The 18,387-nt window shown below is 42.1% G+C and carries 19 protein-coding genes and 1 pseudogene; 5 read left to right on the top strand and 15 right to left on the bottom strand.

The window, feature by feature from the left end:
* Positions 1–63 precede the first annotated feature (63 nt).
* On the top strand, positions 64–603 hold the full coding sequence (pssA, locus tag ACFWE9_RS12125) for a CDP-diacylglycerol--serine O-phosphatidyltransferase (protein WP_230155210.1): 540 nt from the start codon (positions 64–66) through the stop codon (positions 601–603).
* A gap of 420 nt (positions 604–1,023) precedes the next feature.
* Positions 1,024–1,846: pseudogene (locus ACFWE9_RS12120) on the top strand (transposase); the annotation flags it as partial.
* A gap of 109 nt (positions 1,847–1,955) precedes the next feature.
* Here ACFWE9_RS12120 and ACFWE9_RS12115 read toward each other — a convergent pair.
* Positions 1,956–3,746: a M3 family oligoendopeptidase gene (locus ACFWE9_RS12115; protein ID WP_377356934.1), complete on the bottom strand. Its 1,791-nt coding sequence runs from the start codon at positions 3,744–3,746 to the stop codon at positions 1,956–1,958.
* A gap of 161 nt (positions 3,747–3,907) precedes the next feature.
* Here ACFWE9_RS12115 and ACFWE9_RS12110 point away from each other — a divergent pair, with 161 nt between their 5' ends.
* On the top strand, positions 3,908–4,210 hold the full coding sequence (locus ACFWE9_RS12110; RefSeq protein ID WP_230155206.1) for a hypothetical protein: 303 nt from the start codon (positions 3,908–3,910) through the stop codon (positions 4,208–4,210).
* Between the two features lie 191 nt (positions 4,211–4,401).
* Here ACFWE9_RS12110 and sigK read toward each other — a convergent pair whose 3' ends face one another.
* On the bottom strand, positions 4,402–5,124 hold the full coding sequence (gene sigK, locus ACFWE9_RS12105; RefSeq protein WP_230155204.1) for an RNA polymerase sporulation sigma factor SigK: 723 nt from the start codon (positions 5,122–5,124) through the stop codon (positions 4,402–4,404).
* 188 nt (positions 5,125–5,312) lie between these two features.
* Here sigK and ACFWE9_RS12100 point away from each other — a divergent pair, with 188 nt between their 5' ends.
* Complete coding sequence (locus tag ACFWE9_RS12100) at positions 5,313–5,501, top strand: hypothetical protein (RefSeq protein WP_230155202.1); 189 nt, start codon at positions 5,313–5,315, stop codon at positions 5,499–5,501.
* A gap of 220 nt (positions 5,502–5,721) precedes the next feature.
* Here ACFWE9_RS12100 and ACFWE9_RS12095 read toward each other — a convergent pair whose 3' ends face one another.
* The 6 genes from ACFWE9_RS12095 to ACFWE9_RS12070 all read right to left on the bottom strand — a co-directional run bounded on the left by ACFWE9_RS12095 (position 5,722) and on the right by ACFWE9_RS12070 (position 10,249).
* Positions 5,722–5,862: a YrzI family small protein gene (locus ACFWE9_RS12095; protein WP_072273247.1), complete on the bottom strand. Its 141-nt coding sequence runs from the start codon at positions 5,860–5,862 to the stop codon at positions 5,722–5,724.
* 499 nt (positions 5,863–6,361) lie between these two features.
* Positions 6,362–6,628, bottom strand: coding sequence for a YrhC family protein (locus tag ACFWE9_RS12090; RefSeq protein WP_230155200.1), 267 nt, complete (start codon positions 6,626–6,628; stop codon positions 6,362–6,364).
* Between the two features lie 115 nt (positions 6,629–6,743).
* Positions 6,744–7,880 carry a bifunctional cystathionine gamma-lyase/homocysteine desulfhydrase gene (locus ACFWE9_RS12085; protein WP_230155198.1) on the bottom strand — a complete coding sequence of 379 codons (1,137 nt, stop codon included), beginning with the start codon at positions 7,878–7,880 and terminating at the stop codon, positions 6,744–6,746.
* Between the two features lie 2 nt (positions 7,881–7,882).
* Positions 7,883–8,806, bottom strand: coding sequence for a PLP-dependent cysteine synthase family protein (locus tag ACFWE9_RS12080; protein ID WP_230155195.1), 924 nt, complete (start codon positions 8,804–8,806; stop codon positions 7,883–7,885).
* Positions 8,807–8,898: 92 nt separating this feature from the next.
* On the bottom strand, positions 8,899–9,594 hold the full coding sequence (mtnN, locus tag ACFWE9_RS12075; protein WP_230155193.1) for a 5'-methylthioadenosine/S-adenosylhomocysteine nucleosidase: 696 nt from the start codon (positions 9,592–9,594) through the stop codon (positions 8,899–8,901).
* Between the two features lie 16 nt (positions 9,595–9,610).
* Positions 9,611–10,249: a class I SAM-dependent methyltransferase gene (locus tag ACFWE9_RS12070; protein ID WP_377356932.1), complete on the bottom strand. Its 639-nt coding sequence runs from the start codon at positions 10,247–10,249 to the stop codon at positions 9,611–9,613.
* 607 nt (positions 10,250–10,856) lie between these two features.
* On the opposite strand from ACFWE9_RS12070, the gene ACFWE9_RS12065 reads away from it, so the two are divergent.
* Complete coding sequence (locus ACFWE9_RS12065) at positions 10,857–11,069, top strand: DUF2536 family protein (protein ID WP_230155188.1); 213 nt, start codon at positions 10,857–10,859, stop codon at positions 11,067–11,069.
* 67 nt (positions 11,070–11,136) lie between these two features.
* Here ACFWE9_RS12065 and ACFWE9_RS12060 read toward each other — a convergent pair whose 3' ends face one another.
* The 7 genes from ACFWE9_RS12060 to ACFWE9_RS12030 all read right to left on the bottom strand — a co-directional run bounded on the left by ACFWE9_RS12060 (position 11,137) and on the right by ACFWE9_RS12030 (position 18,179).
* A complete protein-coding gene (locus ACFWE9_RS12060; protein ID WP_377356931.1) occupies positions 11,137–11,910 on the bottom strand; it encodes a DUF1510 family protein in 774 nt (257 codons plus the stop codon).
* A gap of 87 nt (positions 11,911–11,997) precedes the next feature.
* On the bottom strand, positions 11,998–13,749 hold the full coding sequence (locus ACFWE9_RS12055) for a peptidoglycan D,D-transpeptidase FtsI family protein (protein WP_377356929.1): 1,752 nt from the start codon (positions 13,747–13,749) through the stop codon (positions 11,998–12,000).
* A gap of 122 nt (positions 13,750–13,871) precedes the next feature.
* Positions 13,872–14,348 (bottom strand): transcription elongation factor GreA, encoded by a 477-nt coding sequence (gene greA, locus ACFWE9_RS12050; RefSeq protein ID WP_230155180.1) that lies wholly within the window; start codon positions 14,346–14,348, stop codon positions 13,872–13,874.
* 305 nt (positions 14,349–14,653) lie between these two features.
* On the bottom strand, positions 14,654–15,292 hold the full coding sequence (gene udk, locus ACFWE9_RS12045; protein ID WP_230155175.1) for a uridine kinase: 639 nt from the start codon (positions 15,290–15,292) through the stop codon (positions 14,654–14,656).
* Position 15,293: 1 nt separating this feature from the next.
* On the bottom strand, positions 15,294–16,565 hold the full coding sequence (locus ACFWE9_RS12040) for a peptidase U32 family protein (RefSeq protein WP_230155173.1): 1,272 nt from the start codon (positions 16,563–16,565) through the stop codon (positions 15,294–15,296).
* Positions 16,566–16,597: 32 nt separating this feature from the next.
* Positions 16,598–17,527, bottom strand: a complete 930-nt coding sequence (locus ACFWE9_RS12035) for a peptidase U32 family protein (RefSeq protein ID WP_230155171.1) — start codon at positions 17,525–17,527, stop codon at positions 16,598–16,600.
* The gene (locus ACFWE9_RS12030) at positions 17,514–18,179 is read right to left on the bottom strand and encodes an O-methyltransferase (protein ID WP_377356926.1); all 666 of its coding nucleotides are present in this window, start codon (positions 18,177–18,179) and stop codon (positions 17,514–17,516) included. Before ACFWE9_RS12030 ends, ACFWE9_RS12035 begins: the two co-directional genes overlap by 14 nt.
* Positions 18,180–18,387: the final 208 nt, after the last annotated feature.

The raw sequence follows: 18,387 nt of genomic DNA, 5'->3' as shown, positions 1-18,387 counted from the left end.
TAATAAATACTTATGTTTACTATATTTTGTTATTATTTTGTTTCATTTGAAAGGAGTGAGAAGATGTTTTTACTACACGCCCTCGACCAAACCATTAAAAAGTTAAAAGCCCAAACAGCAAATATACTTACGTTAATGAATTTATCCCTTGGTGGATTTGCGATAATTGCCGTGATGCACGGCCAATTGAATTTAAGCCTGCTTTTAATCTTCCTGGCTGCCCTTGCAGATCGCTTTGACGGTATGGTTGCACGGAAGTTCAACATTGAATCGGAATTGGGTAAGCAACTTGATTCCATGTGTGACATCATATCTTTCGGCGTCGCACCAGCTCTATTATTATACCAAGGAATATTAATAGAATTCGGGGCACCTGGCACAATCTTCACCGTTTTCTATATTGGCTGTGGCGCATTTCGCCTTGCCCGCTTCAATATTAGTGAAAACAATGGATATTTTACAGGCGTTCCCATTACGGTTGCCGGCTGCATCGCAACGTTGAGTTATTTGGCCATCCCATATTTCCATCCGGTCTTTTTCTTATCCCTCATGATTATATTATCATTACTTATGGTCAGTCCAATTAAAATGAAGAAAGTTTAAATGGGAAAGCGGATGTCCTAAATGGACATCCGCTCAGACTGTAGCAAACTCGATGAAAATCGAGTTTGCTACAGTCTTTTTTTTGCTTTTACAATTTGAACGTTGATTTCCACTCCAGGCACTCGCTTTCCTCGGGCGGTCCGGGAGCCTCCTCGGCTTACGCCTGCGGGGTCTCCCGTAGACGCGCTTATCCCGCTGGAGTCTCGTACCTTCCGTTCCAATCAACTTTGTTATAACTTTAGATAAAACCTCTTTTGCCGACAGTTTTTTTTGTTTTAAAATGGAAGTAATAAAACTTGAAGTGATTACTTTAGATCAATTGGTGCCAGCGAATCATTTGGTTCGTATAATGGAGGCTGCCATTGACTTCTTTTCATTTATGATTTGGTGAAAAATATGTATTCAGAGGTAGGACGCCTCCTTCAAGATGAAATAAATCAAGATCGTGAAAACCATGAAAAAAAGCCTTTTCCACCGGATAAATTTGATAAGGAAGAAACCAAAGAGATTAAAGAAAGTACAACAGATCCTGAGAGTGGCTATTATGTGAAAGATGAACGAACAAAACAGTTTGCCTATTCATTCCACGCGGCCGCAGACCGCAACGGTTTTGCATTAGGAACGATTGTAACACCTGGAAATACACATGACTGTCATATCTTAGAGCCAATTGTTGAACAAGTGATTGAGAAGGTTGGAAAACCGGAAGCAGTTGCCGCAGATGCAGCTTATAAAACGCCAGCGATTACTAACTACCTATTAAGCAAAGAAATCACACCTGCTTTACCCTATACACATCCTCGTACAAAAGAAGGATTCTTTCGCAAACATGACCATGTTTACTATGAACACTTTGATTGTTACCTTTGCCCTTCAGGCGAAATTTTAAAGTACTCAACAACAAATAAAGAGGGCTATCACGAAAACAAAGTTGTGCAACATGCTCATCTTTATCACGGTGTACAGTAAGCCAAGACCATAAAAAAGTGGTGACAGGGCATATCTGGCAAGCTTATGTGGAAGAAGCAGATCATCTGCGTCATCATGAAGATGTAAACCTATATATGCGAAACGCAAAGAAACAATTGAGCGTGTATTCGCAGGTGCAAAAGAAAAGCATGGTATGCGTTGGACTACTTTAAGGGAACTTAAAAAATTGCCGATGCAGGCGATGCTTACTTTCGCTGCCATTAATTTAAAGAAGATGGCCAATTGGACTTGGCAAGGTCCAAAAATGGTCTAAAATAGAGAGCTCGAAGAGCCCTCATCTCTCAACCTTTTGTCTACAAACTGAGCGGATGTCCTAAATGGACATCCGCTTTTTTGTTCATATTTTCAGCCTGAAACGTATCTTATGCTTTTCGGACAAGGGGATCTGTCAAACGCATGAATTCTTCGACATCCTCCATGCAGGCGTGAACCGCTTCTTCCCAAAAATCCCTGGTCGTCAAATCGACGCCCAAATGTTTCTCCGCCAAATCCTCGACCTTCATTGAGCCCGTATCCTTTAAAAGGGCGATATATTTTTCCTCGAAACCAGCAGGTTCTTTCAGGGCGTTCGCGTATATGCCCAATGAGAATAAGTATCCAAATGTGTACGGAAAATTATAAAATGGGACACCAGTAATATAGAAATGGAGCTTTGAAGCCCAAAACGTTGGATGATAATCACTTAACGCATCACCATAAGCTTCTTTTTGTGCATCCATCATCAGTTCATTCAATCGTTCGGCACTGACATATCCTAGTTTCCTTTCATCATAAAATCTTGTCTCAAATAAAAATCGGGCATGGATATTCATCAATAAGGCTACGGAACGCTGGATTTTATCTTCTAAAAGAACCAGCTTTTCTTCCTCACTCGCCGCTTCCTTCACAGCTGCATCTGAAACGACCATCTCGGCAAACGTAGAAGCAGTTTCAGCTACGTTCATCGCATATGACCGATTCAATGGATGGATATCCCTCATCGCAAAAGAATGGAACGCATGCCCCAATTCATGAGCCAATGTGGACACATTCGAAGGAGTCCCCGAATACGTCATGAAGATTCTGGACTGCTTATTTAATGGGAAGCCCGTGCAAAAACCGCCTGGTCTCTTACCTGGCCTGTCCTCCGCTTCAATCCAGCGGTCTTCAAAAGCTTTTTGAGTGAAGTTTGCTAATTGAGTGCCGAATTTCGAGAATTGCTGCACGATGAAGTCTGCACCTTCTTGATAATCCATTACTTTGGACTCTGCTGTAACAGCGAGCGGTGCATCCAAATCCGCCCAACTTAATTTATCCACATCCAGTAACTCCGCCTTCCTTTGTAAAAACCTTACTAGCGGCTCCTTATGATCGGCTATTACATTCCACATGCTCTCCAGGGTTTCTTTTTTCATCCTCCCGATCTCAAGCGGTTCTTTCAGAATATCATCCCAGCCCCTTTTTTCATTCACACTTAGGCGAAATCCAGCTAAATGATTCAAAGTCCGGGCAAAAAGGTCACTTTTTTCCTCCCATGCCTGTTCCCAAGCAGTAAGCAATTCTTTACGGTCCCTTTTATCGGGTTCAGAAAATTTATTAGCCGCTTGTCCTACAGAAAGCTTTTCACCTTTATAGGAGATGGACATTGAGCCGACGATCGCATCATACATTTGGCTCCAACCCTCGAAACCATCCAATGACAATTGAGTGATTAAAGATTCTTCCTTCACGGATAGCTTTTCCTTTGCTCTATCTCGACGTTCGTTCAATACGAATTTCAATTCATTCAACGGTTCTTTATCGAGGATTTTTTGAAAAAACGCATCATCAAGCTGCAACAACTTTTCATCCAGCTTACTTAACACCATTTTTAGCGAAGCCACAATCTTCATTTGTTTAATTCGCAGCTGACCTGCCTTTTTATCCTGCGCATTTTGAGCTTCCAGGCATCCGATGAAAGCGCTCGCCTGTCTCGATTTCATATTTGTATTTTTAAAAAGATCAAAAGCAGAAATCAAACTGCTTTCATCATTTTCTTCTGAATTAATATGGCTTACAATTCGGTCGAATTCTTGTACCTCTTCATTGATTTCATCTAAAAAAAGCAGGAACTCACTTGAAGAGCTTCCTCCTTTAAAAAAGATATCTAAATCCCATGTCAAAGAATATTTCATCCTGCATTGCCCCCTTTTTATCAATAAACTTATTATAGAGGTTTTTCCAATATTTTTCTAATTAAAAGGAATTTTCAGTATTTTTTAAACATTTTTCTTTTATCCCGCATTAAAAGCATGCTATGATAAATATAATCTTGGGAAAGGGGTGGTCGATTCATATGAAATACTTTATCCACCTGGCTGCCATCATCCTTCTCCTTTGGACTCTGCCCATGCAGTTTCATCATCATGCACAGCAGCTGACCCTTGAAGAACATACCGATGTTCATCACTGGGAAAAGGCCGACAAGAAATTACCTTTGGTCCCTTTCTTCAGTTCCTGGCAGACCATTATCCTTTTTGTTATTTTCGAATTATCCATTTTAAGTTTTCTTTATTTTCACTCAAATCTTCGCCAGCGTTATCTCAGTCCAGTGTTTTTTCAGGCGAATTACGTAGCTACACACTCTGACATTTTATAAAAAATAAAATCGAGGAGTGATTCATATGTGGTTCCGACTAATTATGATAGGGGTCTTTTCTTTAACGGCTTCACGCCTGTTCCTTTTTCAGGGAATCGAGATCTATCACGCATTGGCAGATATGTTCCGAAATAAATATTAAAAAAAGAGTGCGGGGAAATTTCCCCGCACTCTCTTTGACTGTATCATCCCTATCCTTTTGCTTTCTTTTCCTTTTCTTTTTCTGCCCTGTAAAATTCATGGAACATCTTCATCAAAGCACGTTTTTCAATTCTTGATACATAACTGCGGGAAATCCCAAGTTCTTTAGCGATTTCCCGCTGTGTTTTCTCCTTTTTTAAATCCAGTCCGAACCTGCCTACAATGACTTCCTTTTCCCGTTCATCCAAAATATCAATATACTTTTTCACTTTTTCAATTTCCATATTAAGCTGAATCGTATCGATGACATCTTCTGATTCCGATTTCAGTACATCGATTAAACTGATTTCATTTCCTTCTTTATCCTGACCAATTGGATCATGCAGGGAAATATCCTTCTTCGTTTTCTTTGTCGCCCGTAAATGCATCAAGATTTCATTCTCAATGCATCGCGCCGCATATGTTGCCAACTTCGTACCCTTTCCATCCGAATAACTTTCAATGGCTTTTATCAGACCAATCGTCCCAATCGAAATCAAATCCTCTGTATCTTCGCCCGTATTCTCGAATTTCTTGACGATATGGGCAACAAGCCTTAGGTTATGCTCGATCAAGATATTACGGGCATCACCATCACCCTCACTCATCAGTTTCAGATATCTCTTTTCATCCTGAGCGGACAAGGGCTGGGGAAAAGCATTATTTTTCACATAGGAAACTAATAAGTAAAATTCTTTAATAATATAGCCGACAGCTGTAAGTATTCCGGGCATTGGTTTCATCCCCCGTTTCTTTGGCTTCCCTATTAATACCTATGCAGCAGTGGGCTTGTTCGTGTCTGTCCCACTAAAAGAAATCAAGAAAGTATTGAAAGTTTAAAACCAGAATGGATGAATTCCCAATCGGACAAAGACAAACGGTCATAATGAAGTGAATTTTTAAGGAAAGGAGGTTTTTTAAGATGGGATATAACTATGGACCATACGGATGCAACTATGGTTATCCGCCTCCAGTGCCATGTTATGCCAGATCCAGTTACGGATTTGGTTATGGCCTGTTTATTGTCCTCTTGATTTTATTGCTCATTTTCGGGTTTTGGTGGTTCCCGGGATGTGGGTTTGGTTTTGGCGATCCAGGTTCATGCTGTTGATGCAAAGAAAAAAACTCGGCCGAGTGCCGAGTTTTCCCTATACATATTCCTTTCGAACTTCATCATATCCCAATGACCCTGCTTCTGAATGTGCCAGTCCGTTAGCCGGTATCCTTCTCCTGCCAATAGCAACGCTTTTCTCCTCTTACGCAAACCAATTTCATCATGTTAACCTCCACCTTTCCTAAAATTTATGAATGGGATACCTACCTCGCCTATCTTAGAAAAAAGGACGATGCTTCATTGCTTTGTCTAGATGTTCTTCTCGAATCTTGTGGATTCTCTCCTGCTGCAAACATTCCTCGGCAGTCATTTTTTTCATTTTTATCGTGATAGTGAAAAAAAGCATATTCAGTGTCATAATATCACCTCCTTTTAAGGGAGCGGCCCACAAAAAGGCATAAAAAGGCCGCAGAAAGTTACGTCCTCCTGCGGGATTTTTAAGAAAATATAAAAAGGCCGCAGGATAAAAGACTTCTCCCTGCGGCCGCAATGTCCGAATGATTAATAAAGCCAAATTGCTTTAGAAATATTCCGCTTGGCACAGGTCGAATGGTATATGATTGTTATTTGAAACGGACCGGTTAATCTGATTAGAGACGACTCCATATAAATACAATTTCATTTTCTTCGACCTCCTTTGGAATATTTTTTATTACTTGGTAAGTATATCCATAAACACGATATTTGTAAACGGCTTTTGCCCATATTTTTGAAATTTCTTTCTTTTTCCCTAATTTTAATAGCGATTATCCACTGAAGGAGGCAATAAGAATGATGAACCTACCCAAATTACAGGCAACAACGTTAGAGATAAGAAAAAACCTGATTCTTTAAAGAATCAGGTTTGCTTCGTGCTTCTATTGTTGTAAAGAGTCCTGGTCATCCATTTCTGCCAGTGTCTTTTTATATTTATTGGATAATCGGAAAAATAGTATGGATATGCCAAGAAACATGATTGTCGCTCCCATATAGACATATGTGTCCATCATCGCTTTGTCGCCTGAGGGGAGGATGGTTCCTAAATAAAAGAACGTGCCTACACATAACAAGGTGATCGCAAATTGTTTAAAATCGACCATTTTCGAACGCAGCATTGCCGCCGATTGTTTTTTGCCGTTTTTCATGACATTCCACCTTCTTTCAAGCTAATAAGTTATCGATATCTCATTCTACCATATTTATTCCAAATGACAGGGTGTAAATAATGGCAGTTAGCTTTAAAGCGGTCCCTCTTCCAATTTACCCTTTTAGCGCTTGTTCCAAGTCTTCCAATAGGTCTTCAACGTCTTCAAGACCAACGGAAATACGAATCAACCCATCTGTTATCCCAAGCTCTGCACGGCGCTCTGCTGGAATCGAGGCATGTGTCATCATGGCTGGAACCGAAATTAAGCTCTCCACTGCCCCTAGACTTTCAGCCAGCGTGAAGTATTTCACTTTATTCAAAACGGATTCGGCCTTTTCGGCACTGCCGACATCGAATGAAACCATACCGCCGAAGCCACGCGATTGTTTTTTAGCAATATCATGGTTTGGATGGTCTTCAAGACCTGGGTAATAGATTTTCGAAACGGCTTTATGCCCGGATAAGAAACGAACGATCTGGGAGGTATTCTTTTCATGTTCCTCCATCCGGATTCCCAGCGTTTTAATACCACGCATCAGCAACCATGAATCTTGGGGCCCCAGCACGCCTCCTGTGGAGTTTTGGATGAAATGAAGGTCCTCGCCAAGTTTTTCATCATTCACCACGACAAGACCCGCTACAACATCGCTGTGCCCCCCTAAGTACTTCGTAGCGCTATGAAGCACGATATCAGCACCAAGTGTAAGTGGATTTTGCCAGTATGGCGTACTGAAGGTATTATCCACAATAGTGAGGATACCGTTTTCTTTAGCGATTTTTGAAACGGCCTCTAGATCAGTGATCTTCAATAATGGATTCGTCGGGGTTTCAATGAACAGTGCCTTCGTATTGTCTTTGATCTCGTTTTGGATCGAATGTATGTCACTCGTATTGATGAACGTAGCTTCCACTCCGAAGCGGTTCAGCACTTTTGTCATCACTCGGAAAGAGCCTCCATAAACGTCATCCGTCAGTAAAACGTGATCACCTTGACTCAACAGCATCATAACCGCCGTTATTGCTGCCATTCCTGAACCGAAAGCGAATCCTCTTTTTCCTTCTTCAAGATCCTTGATCAATTCCTCAAGGGCATGGCGGGTTGGGTTTCCTGTACGTGAATATTCATATCCTCGATCTTTCCCCAGACCATCCTGTTTATAGGTGCTCACTTGATAAATCGGCACCGACACCGCTCCCGTTTTTTCATCACCGAAAATACCGCCATGGATCATTTGTGTTTTTTTCCTCATTTTCAAAGACCTCCCTGATAAATGTTTTTGCTTAAGTAACGTTCACTGGAATCCGGAAATATCACAACGATATTCGAACCCCGGGTAGCCTTGGCTGCTTCTTTCAAGGCCGCTGCAAAAGCCGAGCCGGAAGAACTTCCAACAAGAAGTCCTTCTTTAAGCGCCAATTCCTTCACCATTTGGAACGCCTCATCGTCGCTTATCGTATGAATCTGATCAAAGTACGTTTCATCCATATAGCTTGGTAAAAATTCCATCCCGATCCCTTCTGTTTTATGGGGACCAGCTTTGCCTCCATTTATAATTGATCCTTCCGGTTCGACAATGACCGTTTTGACCGCAGGATTTTTTTCTTTTAAATAACGCGATGTACCCATGAAAGTACCCCCCGTTCCCGCACCGGCAACAAACATATCCACATTGCCAGCCAACTGCTCCCAAATTTCAGGTCCCAATGTTTTATAATAGGCATCCGGATTGGATGGGTTGGAAAACTGCTCTGGACAATAGGATCCTGGAATTTCACCAAGCAGCGCCTTCGCTTTGCGGATTGCACCTAGCATCCCTTCCTCTGTCGGGGTCTGGACCACTTTTGCTCCAAGGGCACGCATCAGTTCCTGTTTCTCGGCGCTGAATTTCTCAGGTACACAAAATATTACATTAACACCACTGTTTATCGCAGCAAGGGCTAGGCCAATCCCAGTATTCCCTGCAGTCGGTTCAATGATGGTTCCTCCCTTTTTCACATTCCCTGCCTGCAATGCTTGCGCTAAAAGTTCCTGGCCAAGCCGATCTTTCACGCTGCCGCCAGGGTTAAAGTATTCCAGCTTGGCAAAGATCCGGACTTGATCCGGAAGAGGGAAGTGGGTGATTTCCATTAGTGGGGTCTCCCCAATCAACTCATGAATATTTTGATAGAACTTCATAATCGGACATCCTTTCATAGTTATCCTACCAATTTAGTATGTTATATGCAAGAAATAATCAGCGGAAAAGATTCCCGCTGATCACTGGGCACTTATTTCATTTTTTCAACCATTTTCAAAATCAGTGCCGCTGAATGAAGCGCAGCCGTTTCCAGGAATTTATCAAAGGAAATATTGGATTCCTTACCTGCTATATCAGAAAGGGAACGAATGATGACGAACGGTGTTTTGAATTGAAAGGCTACCTGAGCTATGGCTGCCGCTTCCATTTCCACCGCGTATAAGTCCGTAAACTTCCCTCTGACGAATTCAACCCGAACAGGATCATTCATGAAAGAATCCCCCGTCACGATTAACCCTTTCGCCACTTGTATATCTTCGATTTCTTTAGCCGCGTCTTCTGCGATGGCGAAAAGCTTTTCATCCGGGATGAAAGCAGCTGGCAATTGAGGGACTTGACCGTACTCATACCCAAAAATCGTCACGTCGACATCATGGTGGCGAACCTCCGTGGAAATGACCACATCCCCAACATTAAGGGCTGGATGATAACCACCGGCAGACCCTGTGTTGATCACCGCATCCGGTTTGAATTTTTCTAATAGGATCGTAGTGGACATCGCCGCATTCACTTTCCCGATTCCCGATTTAAGCAAAATCACTTCGACACCGTTCAGTGTTCCTGTATTAAACTCGGAACCGGCAATGGTCACCTGCTCCAAACCTTCCAATTTATCACGTAAAATCGTAACTTCTTCTTCCATTGCTCCGATTATGGCTACTTTCATTAGTAAAAACCTCTTCCTATAATTTTTCCGCCTCCATAATCCAGACAAATTGATTGCAGCGCTCGAAGTTCACTTTATATCCATGTGCTTCAAGTGCTTTTTCCAAAAAAGGAATGGTGGTATAATATTCCGTTTGCAAATCGTTTTCCAAATTATGAAAGCCAGCCTGCCTTGCATCAGAAATCGCTCGTTCATGCGCTTCCTTTGATTGATACATCGTATCCGCAAACACTATTTTACCACCAGTATTCAGTAACTTTCCATAGTTGGCTATCGCTTTTTCTTTTTCTTCATCGGTTAAATGATGAAACGCGTACGTACTCACGATCGAATCAACCTTTTCCGGCTTCGGAAAATCCATGAAATCGCCATCCACAATTTCTGTTTTTCCGTGCAACTTGCTTACCGCTATTTCCCTCATGGCAGGTGACGGCTCGATTCCCGATACCTTAAGGCCTTTTTTCAATAGCCTTTCCGTTAAATTCCCGGTGCCTACTCCGAACTCCAGCACATGACCATAAGCCCGATTCGTGACGCTATCCAATATCCTGTCATAATGTTTAAAAACCTCTTGATACTCTATATCGTGTCCACCTACCGTATCATCATACGATTTAGACCATTCTTCAAATAAATCTATAAATTCTCTGCCCATTTTATATACCACCCTGATAATTTTTTTTGCTAAAGTATCGTTCACTGAATTCGGGAATATCATAACGATGTTCGCCCCCGGATTATAATATTCCAGTTAGACAAAGATTCAGACTTCATCAGGAAGAAGGAAATGGGTGAATTCCATCATCGGCGTCTCCCCAATTAACTATTGGATGTTTATCAAATTTGAACACCACAACTGAGTTATCCTACCTATTTAATGTTATTTATGCAATATAAAATAATCGACGGAAAGGCCCTCTGTTCATTAAGATTCCCGGAACTACGACGAACTCATCACCTGACCATTAAACCCGATCCGTGACACTGTCCAGTATCCAATCAGAATGTTAAAAAAAACTCCTGATGCTCAATATTGGGGCCGCCTACCGTATCATCATTCCATTTCGACCATTCATCAAATTAATCTATAAATTCCCTGACCATATCAATCACCTTTTTATAATTTGATAATAAAACCTATAAGCATAATATGAAATAAACACACAAACTGTTCTTGTTTTTTAGGCAAATCACTCATTCGGTTCAGATTCGGCCAAAATGGTGTTAAACTAACAGTATCTAAATGTTGGAGGGGAACAGTCATGGGTTTTCAACTAGACTTAAACTTATTCGAAGATAAAATAGAATTTTTTGAGGCAGAAAGCATTAAGAATCTTGAAGAGAAAATTCAATCACAAATTGAAATCAATAAAGCGATCATGCTGCAGGTTCACTCCGTATCACATCAAATGTATGTTAGTGAGGAAGGCAGACGTTTTTACAGTGCAGTCGTCCACTTTAAAGCAAAAAAGTGACCACCATGAAAAACCCCCGAAAAGTGGAATTCCTTTCGGGGGTTTTTCGTTACTATTTTTTTATCCATTACCTTTTATCGTTCGTCTTCAGCTCTTCGACTTTCACAGGCTTCCATCCTGATCCGTCCACCCATTCAATATGGACCCGGAAGGTTTTAGGATTGTCTCCTTCTGATACGGTACCGATTGCTGTGTTTGGCGAACCGCCGTTTTGAAGCCACCACATTCTCATGCTGCCTTCGTCGATTCCTGCTCCATTGGCAATGGCTTTACTCATTTCATTCCAATCGACAGAGTCCTTTTGAAAGCTTGTAGTGTGTTCCCCGGATTGTTCAGTTCCAACTGGCTTCCAGCTCTCACTTGTATATGTAGCCGCGACATTGCCATCTCCGCTGCCTTCCACTTCCACAAGTTCCGCTTTCCCAGCTTTTTCTGAGTCTGTACCCTTTTCAGCCTTCTTATCGTCTGTGTCTTCCTCTGTTGCTTTACTATCTTCGTCTGTTGCTTTATTATCTTCGTCTGTTGCTTTACTATCTTCGTCTGTTGCTTTACTATCTTCGTCTGTTGCTTTACTATCTTCGTCTGTTGCTTTACTATCTTCGTCTTCAACTTCCTTCTCTGAATCTTCTTCCCCTTTACCAGCAGGTTTGTCCACTTTGCCCTGATCTTTATCGGCAATTTGCTTTGGTTCAGTCGTGGTTTTTACTGATTCAGTGTCATCATCACTTAAGAAAATGGTGATAGCGACGATGACGATTAAAATGGAAACGATGGTGATTGCGATATTATATATTTTATTTACTTTTCTTTTTTGATCTCGCTGATTGAAACGTGAGCCCAAGGTCCATTCCTCCCTTACCATTTCTTACTGCCTCATTTTAACATGATTTCGCTGGAGATAGAAGGGAAGGGTTTCCTACACTTTTCGTCAATTCTCGCTATCCTCCTGGTTCTTCGAGTACAAGACTTTTACAATATCTGAGAAAAGGGGCGTCATGCTGGTACTGTTTTCCTTCGTTTCAAAACTTACGGTAACAAGAGCATATTTGGGATCTTTATAAGGGAAGTAGCCCGCAAACCATTTATTCAGCTCCCCTTTTTCAATATTCGTCTGAGCCGTTCCAGACTTGCCAGCGACCTCCACAGGCAAGTCTCTCAACGACGCACCAGTCCCTTTTTCCTCCGTAACGACCTTCCGTAGAAGTTGCTGCATCTTCATCGTTGTATATGGAGACAACGTCTCCCCTTCCATGTTTTGATTAGGAAAATCGACTACTGTCGTACTATTGTTGAATTCGACCTTGGAAACCGCTTTGACCTGTTCCTTCTTACCACCGCGTGCAATCGTAGCCATCATATTTGCTATCGCAAGCGGTGTCGTTTGGACATCCTGCTGACCAATTGCGGTTTTGGCAACCATTTTAGGATCCTTTTTCAAATCATCATCGTGCCAGACCTTCCCGCTTTGTTCATGATGCAACTGAGTAACGTTCGTGTGATATACGTCCCCATTCCAGCCCGTTTCGCCAATCAACCCTAACATTTTTGCATATTTATCCAAAAAGTCAGGATCCTTCTCAGCCATTTCCTGTGACAATTCAGCAAACGTCCTGTTACAGCTTTGGGCAAAGCTATTTTCAAAATTAAGCATGCCGAGTTCCCTCTGTTTATCCGTCTTTCCGTCAATCGTCAAATTACAATTAAACGTCCTGGAAGGACTAGCCGCTTTATAATCAATGGCCGCAGCTGCCGTGACCGTTTTAAAGACGGAGCCTGGAGTTTTTTGAGTCAGCATCATATTGACGGCTCCTTCGCCATTCGGGTCTTTTATATTAAGTGCTGGACGTGATACCATGGCAACGATTTCACTTGTTTCGATATCGATCAGTACGAGGCCGCCCTTTTTTATGCCGCGTTCATCGACGAGCTTCTCCGCTTTTTCCTGAATTCCTTTATCAATCGTCGTTACGACCTTCACTGGGTAAAGAGGGTTCGCTGGTTCGACGTATTTAACATCGACACCGAACATGGGGCCTCCACTGGCGTCTACGTGAAACACGAGCTTCGATTCTCCAGAGGAAAGCAAGAACTCATCAAAGGTCCTTTGCAGTCCTGTATTGCCTATTTTCGTTTCAGGAGATAAATTCAAGTCGGGATAACGTTTTTTCTTTTCCGCATCTGATATATTCGTCGTGCCGATCAATTGTGCTGCAGGGGTTTGATCGTGATATAATTTTTCGTTCACGGCAAAGACCCCTGGGATTTTCAATTGATTGATAGCCTTCGATTGGCTGGCCGTCAATTCTATCGGTTCATCCCCGCCAAATACGAATGGTTCATCCGCTTGTTCAATTGCCCTTTTCAGCTCACTTTCCGATCTGCCGATTATCGAGGCAATTTCATCTATAGGCCATGTCATTTTGTTCAAAAATGGAAACAGGACGAGCGTCGGAATTTCTTCATGGGCTAGTGGTTCCCCATTTCGGTCATAAAACTTTCCACGTCCATCATCAATCTTTAATATTTGTGAACGCTGTTTCACGCTTGCTTCTATTAGGTTCACATCATGTTTTGAAAAAGATTCTGTCGATACAAGTTGGATGTAGGCAAGTCTGCCTATGAGCATCAGCATAAAAGTGGTCAATAAAATAGCCAGCAACCTCATTCGTTTCTTTTTCATAAAATACACCTCGTAACCATTGTTGACGAGTTGCGAATTTTTAAACAATTACGAACAAATTTCAAGCAACATTTTTCCGAAAAAAAGAGGATGCCCCTAAGGACACCCTCTTAAACCGTTGATTAGCTGATGGATACAATCTTGACGCTCATTTCGCCGCCAGGTGTTTGGATCGATACTTTGTCGCCGACCCTTTTCCCTATCAGGCTTTTCGCGATTGGAGAATCATTGGAAATTTTCCCTTCGAATGGGTCCGCTTCAACGCTTCCAACGATGGAATATGTTTCTTCGTCACCGTTTGGAAGTTCTACGAATGTTACCGACTTTCCAAGTGAAACTGTATCTGTATTCGAATCATTGCCTTCAATAATTTTTGCATTACGGATCATGTTTTCGATTGTTGTAATACGTCCTTCAACGAATGCCTGCTCTTCTTTTGCGGAATCGTACTCTGAGTTTTCGGAAAGGTCTCCAAAACTGCGGGCGATTTTAATTCTTTCCACTACTTCTTTCCGTTTAACCGTTTTTAATTGTTCCAGTTCCTGTTCAAGCTTTAACTTACCTTCTTTAGTCATTGGATATTCTTTTTCAATTGCCAAAACCCTTCACTCCTTCTAATTCTTTACAGCAAGCATTCGCTGTGACAAGTTTATGTACTATATAGTGCTTAACCCTAAAATTGAGTCAAAATATATAAGTGCGCGACTTAAAAAGTACGCGCAATCGATACCAAGAAACAATCCGTTCCTTAGTATATAAACCGACTGCGGTGAGCAGCCGGTTCATTCTGTATCAAGAATAGAGTATTGCGTTTCCCAACATTTGTCCAGTCTTTCCCAATAAATAAACGGGATTATTTAAAAAACGGAGGAAAATGGCACCTATCATTATTTATGCTATGTTATTACAAAAAAGACTTTTGTTCAAGGATTGTTTGAATTTTTGTCACCATAAGGTCAATCGCCACATGGTTCTGACCACCTTCAGGAATGATGATGTCGGCATAACGTTTCGTCGGCTCAATGAACTGATTATGCATTGGGCGGACGACACTGATGTATTGGTCAATGACAGAATCCAAGGAACGGCCGCGTTCTTGAATATCACGCGTCATCCGTCTGAGTATCCGCAAGTCTGCGTCCGTATCAACATATAGCTTCATATCCATCAAGTCTCGAAGGCGCTCATCCTCCAGCACAAGAATCCCTTCAAGGATGATGACATCCTGCGGCTCAACAGTGACGACTTCTGCTGAACGCGTATGAATCGAATAATCATAAACGGGTTTTTCTATCGTTTCATAACGAAGTAATGCGTTAAGGTGATCAATCAACAAATCATTATCAAACGCAAGCGGATGATCATAATTCGTTTTCAACCGCTCTTCAAACGGCAGATGACTTTGATCTTTATAATAATAATCCTGTTCGATCATCAAGATCGAATGTCCTTGAAAGAATTCAAAAATGGAACGGGTAACACTTGTTTTACCTGAACCCGACCCTCCTGTAACTCCGATGACCATTGGTTTTTTCCTTGTCATGTCAATTCTCCTTCCGCATCATATTGTTCACATATACTTGATTATCTACTTGAATGCGGACAATTTGAAGCGGATGGCGAGCGGCCTCCAGCTCTTTGCCTGACTCATCCCAGATCGTACCGATTTTTTGAGTGAAGTTTTCGATTTCCGGTCCAAAAAACTCCACTTCATCTCCAGGCTTGAAGAAGTTACGTTGTTGCATGGTTACCATTTGAGTTTCTTCGTTGTAATCCAGCACCAATCCTGCGAAGTCGAAGCGAGTCTTTACGGTATGATTCCCGAACATTTGCTGTTTATACCCAGGAATTTCCCCTTCCATGAACGATGATGCCGTCTCACGGTTCGCGCACTTATCAAGCTCTTCCAGCCATTCTTGTTTGATCTTGAAATTGTCCGGATCGGCACAATACGCATCGATCACTTTACGATAGACGCTGACTACTGTAGCAATATAATGTATGGACTTCATTCGTCCTTCGACTTTTAAACTATCTATGCCAATTTCGATCATGCGTGGCAAAGATTCAATCAATTTCAAGTCTTTTGGACTCATTGCAAATGGAGCATCTTCTTTCTCGAACAAGGCTTTTTCCCCATCTTGATCCAACTCATATAAATCGTAATCCCACCGGCAAGACTGACAACAGCCGCCGCGGTTTGAATCACGCGCAGTCATATGATTCGAAAGGGTGCAGCGTCCTGAATAGGCAATGCACATAGCCCCGTGAACGAAAGCTTCGATTTCGATATCGACTTTCTCCTTCATTTCACGGATTTCATCAGCACTGGTCTCACGCGCCAAAACAACACGCTCCAACCCTTCCTCTTTCCAATACTGAACGGCCTTCCAGTTCGAAAGCGATTGCTGCGTGCTTAAATGGATTTCGACGTTCGGAGCGACCCGTTTACAAGTTTCTATGATTAATGGATCGGCAACGATGATTCCATGAACACCGGCCTCCTGAAGCCCTTCGAGATATTCATCAAGGCCATCGATATTTTCATTATGTGCGAAAATATTAGTGGTTACATATACTTTAGCACCATACTTTTTGGCGAATTCGACGCCTTCCTTCATTTCCTCAAACGTGAAGTTACCGGCATTGGACCGAAGACCATATTCCTGCCCGCCAATAAACACGGCATCTGCTCCGTAATGAACGGCGATTTTTAATTTTTCCAGGTTTCCAGCCGGAGCCAGCAATTCAGGTTTTTTTACAATGACTCTCTTTCCATCAATGATCTTGGAAATTTTATCAGCAATAGCATTCAAGGCTATTCCTCCTCTTTCTCTTACCCTTTTCTTTAATAAACCGATTCTTTAAAGAAGAACCCTGTATCCAACTCACGGCTATCCGGCTGAACTGCTTTGACTTTTTCATATAGTTCCGCTTTCATATCATCATAACGATCAGGATCTTCTGCACATACGTCAATGGCTTCCCGATATAACTTTGTCATTTCCGTGATATATTCCGGTGTTTGTAATAGCCCTTCGATTTTCAGGGAATCTATTTCCGCCTCAATCAATTCCTGAAGTTCATCAATCATGCACATGTCATTGGGACTCATGATATGTGTACCATTTTCATCCTCATAAATCGGGTATTTATTTTCACGTTCCTTATCATGCAGAAACAAATTTCTATGTTCCTTCCGATTTTCCACTTCCAATGCCTTACCCTGGTATTCAAAATAATTCCCCAGGAGTGTGCGCTTCGATTGGAACATGCACGTCATGCCGTGCACTTGCACTTCAATCTCGACTTCGGCATTTTCCTTCATTTCAACGATCTCGTCCAAACTGATTTCACGGGCAGCCAAGGCACGGACAGCACCCCGTTTTCCCCAATAATTACATGTGTACCAGTTCGTTACCGTCATCTCTGTGTTCCAGTGCAAGGGCATATCCGGCGCAACGGCACGGACAGCCATTAAGACTGCGGGATCACCGAAAATGATCCGGTCAGCACCAGCATCGGCAAGGAATGCTACATACTCTTCAAGCTCGTCCACCTTTTCATTATGAAAAATGGCGTTCATGGACACGTAGACTTTCTTGCCTGAGGCATGTGCAAGCTCAATCGCCTTCTTGACATCTTCACGGTTGAACTCCCCTGCCAGCCTTAGCGCATAACGTTGTTCGCCAATAACGAAGGCGTCAGCGCCAGTATCGATGAGTTCTGTTATATGATCGACACTTGTCGGAGTCACGAGTAATTCAGGCTTTTTCATTTTTGTCACCTCTATGTTTACTAATGGCCACACCATCACCAATCGGCAAAATCACAGTATCGAAATTTGGATGGTCATGTAACCAGATGTTAAAATCTCTGATTTTTTTGATGAGAGCTCGCTTTCTTCTCGTCATTTCCATTTCTTCAATGTTTTCAGCAACCAAGCCTTTAAATAATACATTATCAGTAATGATAATGCCAGCATCGGCAAGGAATGGTTCAAACAGCTCAAAGAAGCGCTTGTACTGCCCTTTAGCTGCATCAACGAAGATGATATCAAACGGACCATGTTCCATGACTTTCAGTCCTGCTTCAAGGGCATCTCCTTCAATGAGGGTGATCCTGTCCGACAGGCCAGCCTTCTTGATGTTAGCTCTTGCCTGCTCAATTCGGGCTTCATTCCGTTCAAGTGTCACGATTTGAGCTTCCGGAAGGGTCTCAGCCATCCTAATGGCCGAATAGCCAATAGCCGAGCCAACCTCCAATATCGCCTTCGGCTGATGAAGCCTCAAAATCTGAAGCAGCACCTCTATCCCTTCCGGCTCCATGATCGGCACATTGTTTTCCATCGCAAAATCTTCCAACTCCTTAATCAAACCCGTACGCTCCGGAATTAAGGAATGAAGATATTGTTCTATTTTTCCGTTCAAGACGTTTCCTCCAATTATAAGAAAACCGAAAGCGCTTGATCAGTTCATGAAAAAAAGTAAACAAAAGATTTTCATCCTTTTTTAAATTTTACAAAGAGCTGAAACAAGCATGCTTTTTCGATCTACATTTCCTTATCTTTCAAAATAAAACCCGGCATTCGCCGAGTTACAGTCACCGATAAAAATCGGATCCAATAAATTCACTTGT

The sequence above is a fragment of the Peribacillus sp. NPDC060253 genome, from assembly GCF_042727425.1.
Classification (GTDB): domain Bacteria; phylum Bacillota; class Bacilli; order Bacillales; family DSM-1321; genus Peribacillus.
The sequence above is the reverse complement of the archived record's forward strand: the minus strand, read 5'-3'. Positions and strand labels throughout refer to the sequence as shown.

What these genes read in the sequence shown, in the direction of transcription:
- pssA (WP_230155210.1), top strand. Translation starts at nt 64, where the DNA reads ATGTTTTTACTACACGCCCTCGACCAAACCATTAAAAAGTTAAAAGCC.
- ACFWE9_RS12100 (WP_230155202.1), top strand. Translation starts at nt 5,313, where the DNA reads ATGGGATATAACTATGGACCATACGGATGCAACTATGGTTATCCGCCT.
- udk (WP_230155175.1), bottom strand. Translation starts at nt 15,292, where the DNA reads ATGACAAGGAAAAAACCAATGGTCATCGGAGTTACAGGAGGGTCGGGT.
- ACFWE9_RS12085 (WP_230155198.1), bottom strand. Translation starts at nt 7,880, where the DNA reads ATGAGGAAAAAAACACAAATGATCCATGGCGGTATTTTCGGTGATGAA.
- ACFWE9_RS12070 (WP_377356932.1), bottom strand. Translation starts at nt 10,249, where the DNA reads ATGGGCAGAGAATTTATAGATTTATTTGAAGAATGGTCTAAATCGTAT.
- ACFWE9_RS12065 (WP_230155188.1), top strand. Translation starts at nt 10,857, where the DNA reads ATGGGTTTTCAACTAGACTTAAACTTATTCGAAGATAAAATAGAATTT.
- ACFWE9_RS12115 (WP_377356934.1), bottom strand. Translation starts at nt 3,746, where the DNA reads ATGAAATATTCTTTGACATGGGATTTAGATATCTTTTTTAAAGGAGGA.
- mtnN (WP_230155193.1), bottom strand. Translation starts at nt 9,594, where the DNA reads ATGAAAGTAGCCATAATCGGAGCAATGGAAGAAGAAGTTACGATTTTA.
- ACFWE9_RS12090 (WP_230155200.1), bottom strand. Translation starts at nt 6,628, where the DNA reads ATGAAAAACGGCAAAAAACAATCGGCGGCAATGCTGCGTTCGAAAATG.
- sigK (WP_230155204.1), bottom strand. Translation starts at nt 5,124, where the DNA reads ATGCCCGGAATACTTACAGCTGTCGGCTATATTATTAAAGAATTTTAC.
- ACFWE9_RS12095 (WP_072273247.1), bottom strand. Translation starts at nt 5,862, where the DNA reads ATGACACTGAATATGCTTTTTTTCACTATCACGATAAAAATGAAAAAA.
- ACFWE9_RS12080 (WP_230155195.1), bottom strand. Translation starts at nt 8,806, where the DNA reads ATGAAGTTCTATCAAAATATTCATGAGTTGATTGGGGAGACCCCACTA.
- ACFWE9_RS12110 (WP_230155206.1), top strand. Translation starts at nt 3,908, where the DNA reads ATGAAATACTTTATCCACCTGGCTGCCATCATCCTTCTCCTTTGGACT.
- ACFWE9_RS12055 (WP_377356929.1), bottom strand. Translation starts at nt 13,749, where the DNA reads ATGAAAAAGAAACGAATGAGGTTGCTGGCTATTTTATTGACCACTTTT.
- ACFWE9_RS12035 (WP_230155171.1), bottom strand. Translation starts at nt 17,527, where the DNA reads ATGAAAAAGCCTGAATTACTCGTGACTCCGACAAGTGTCGATCATATA.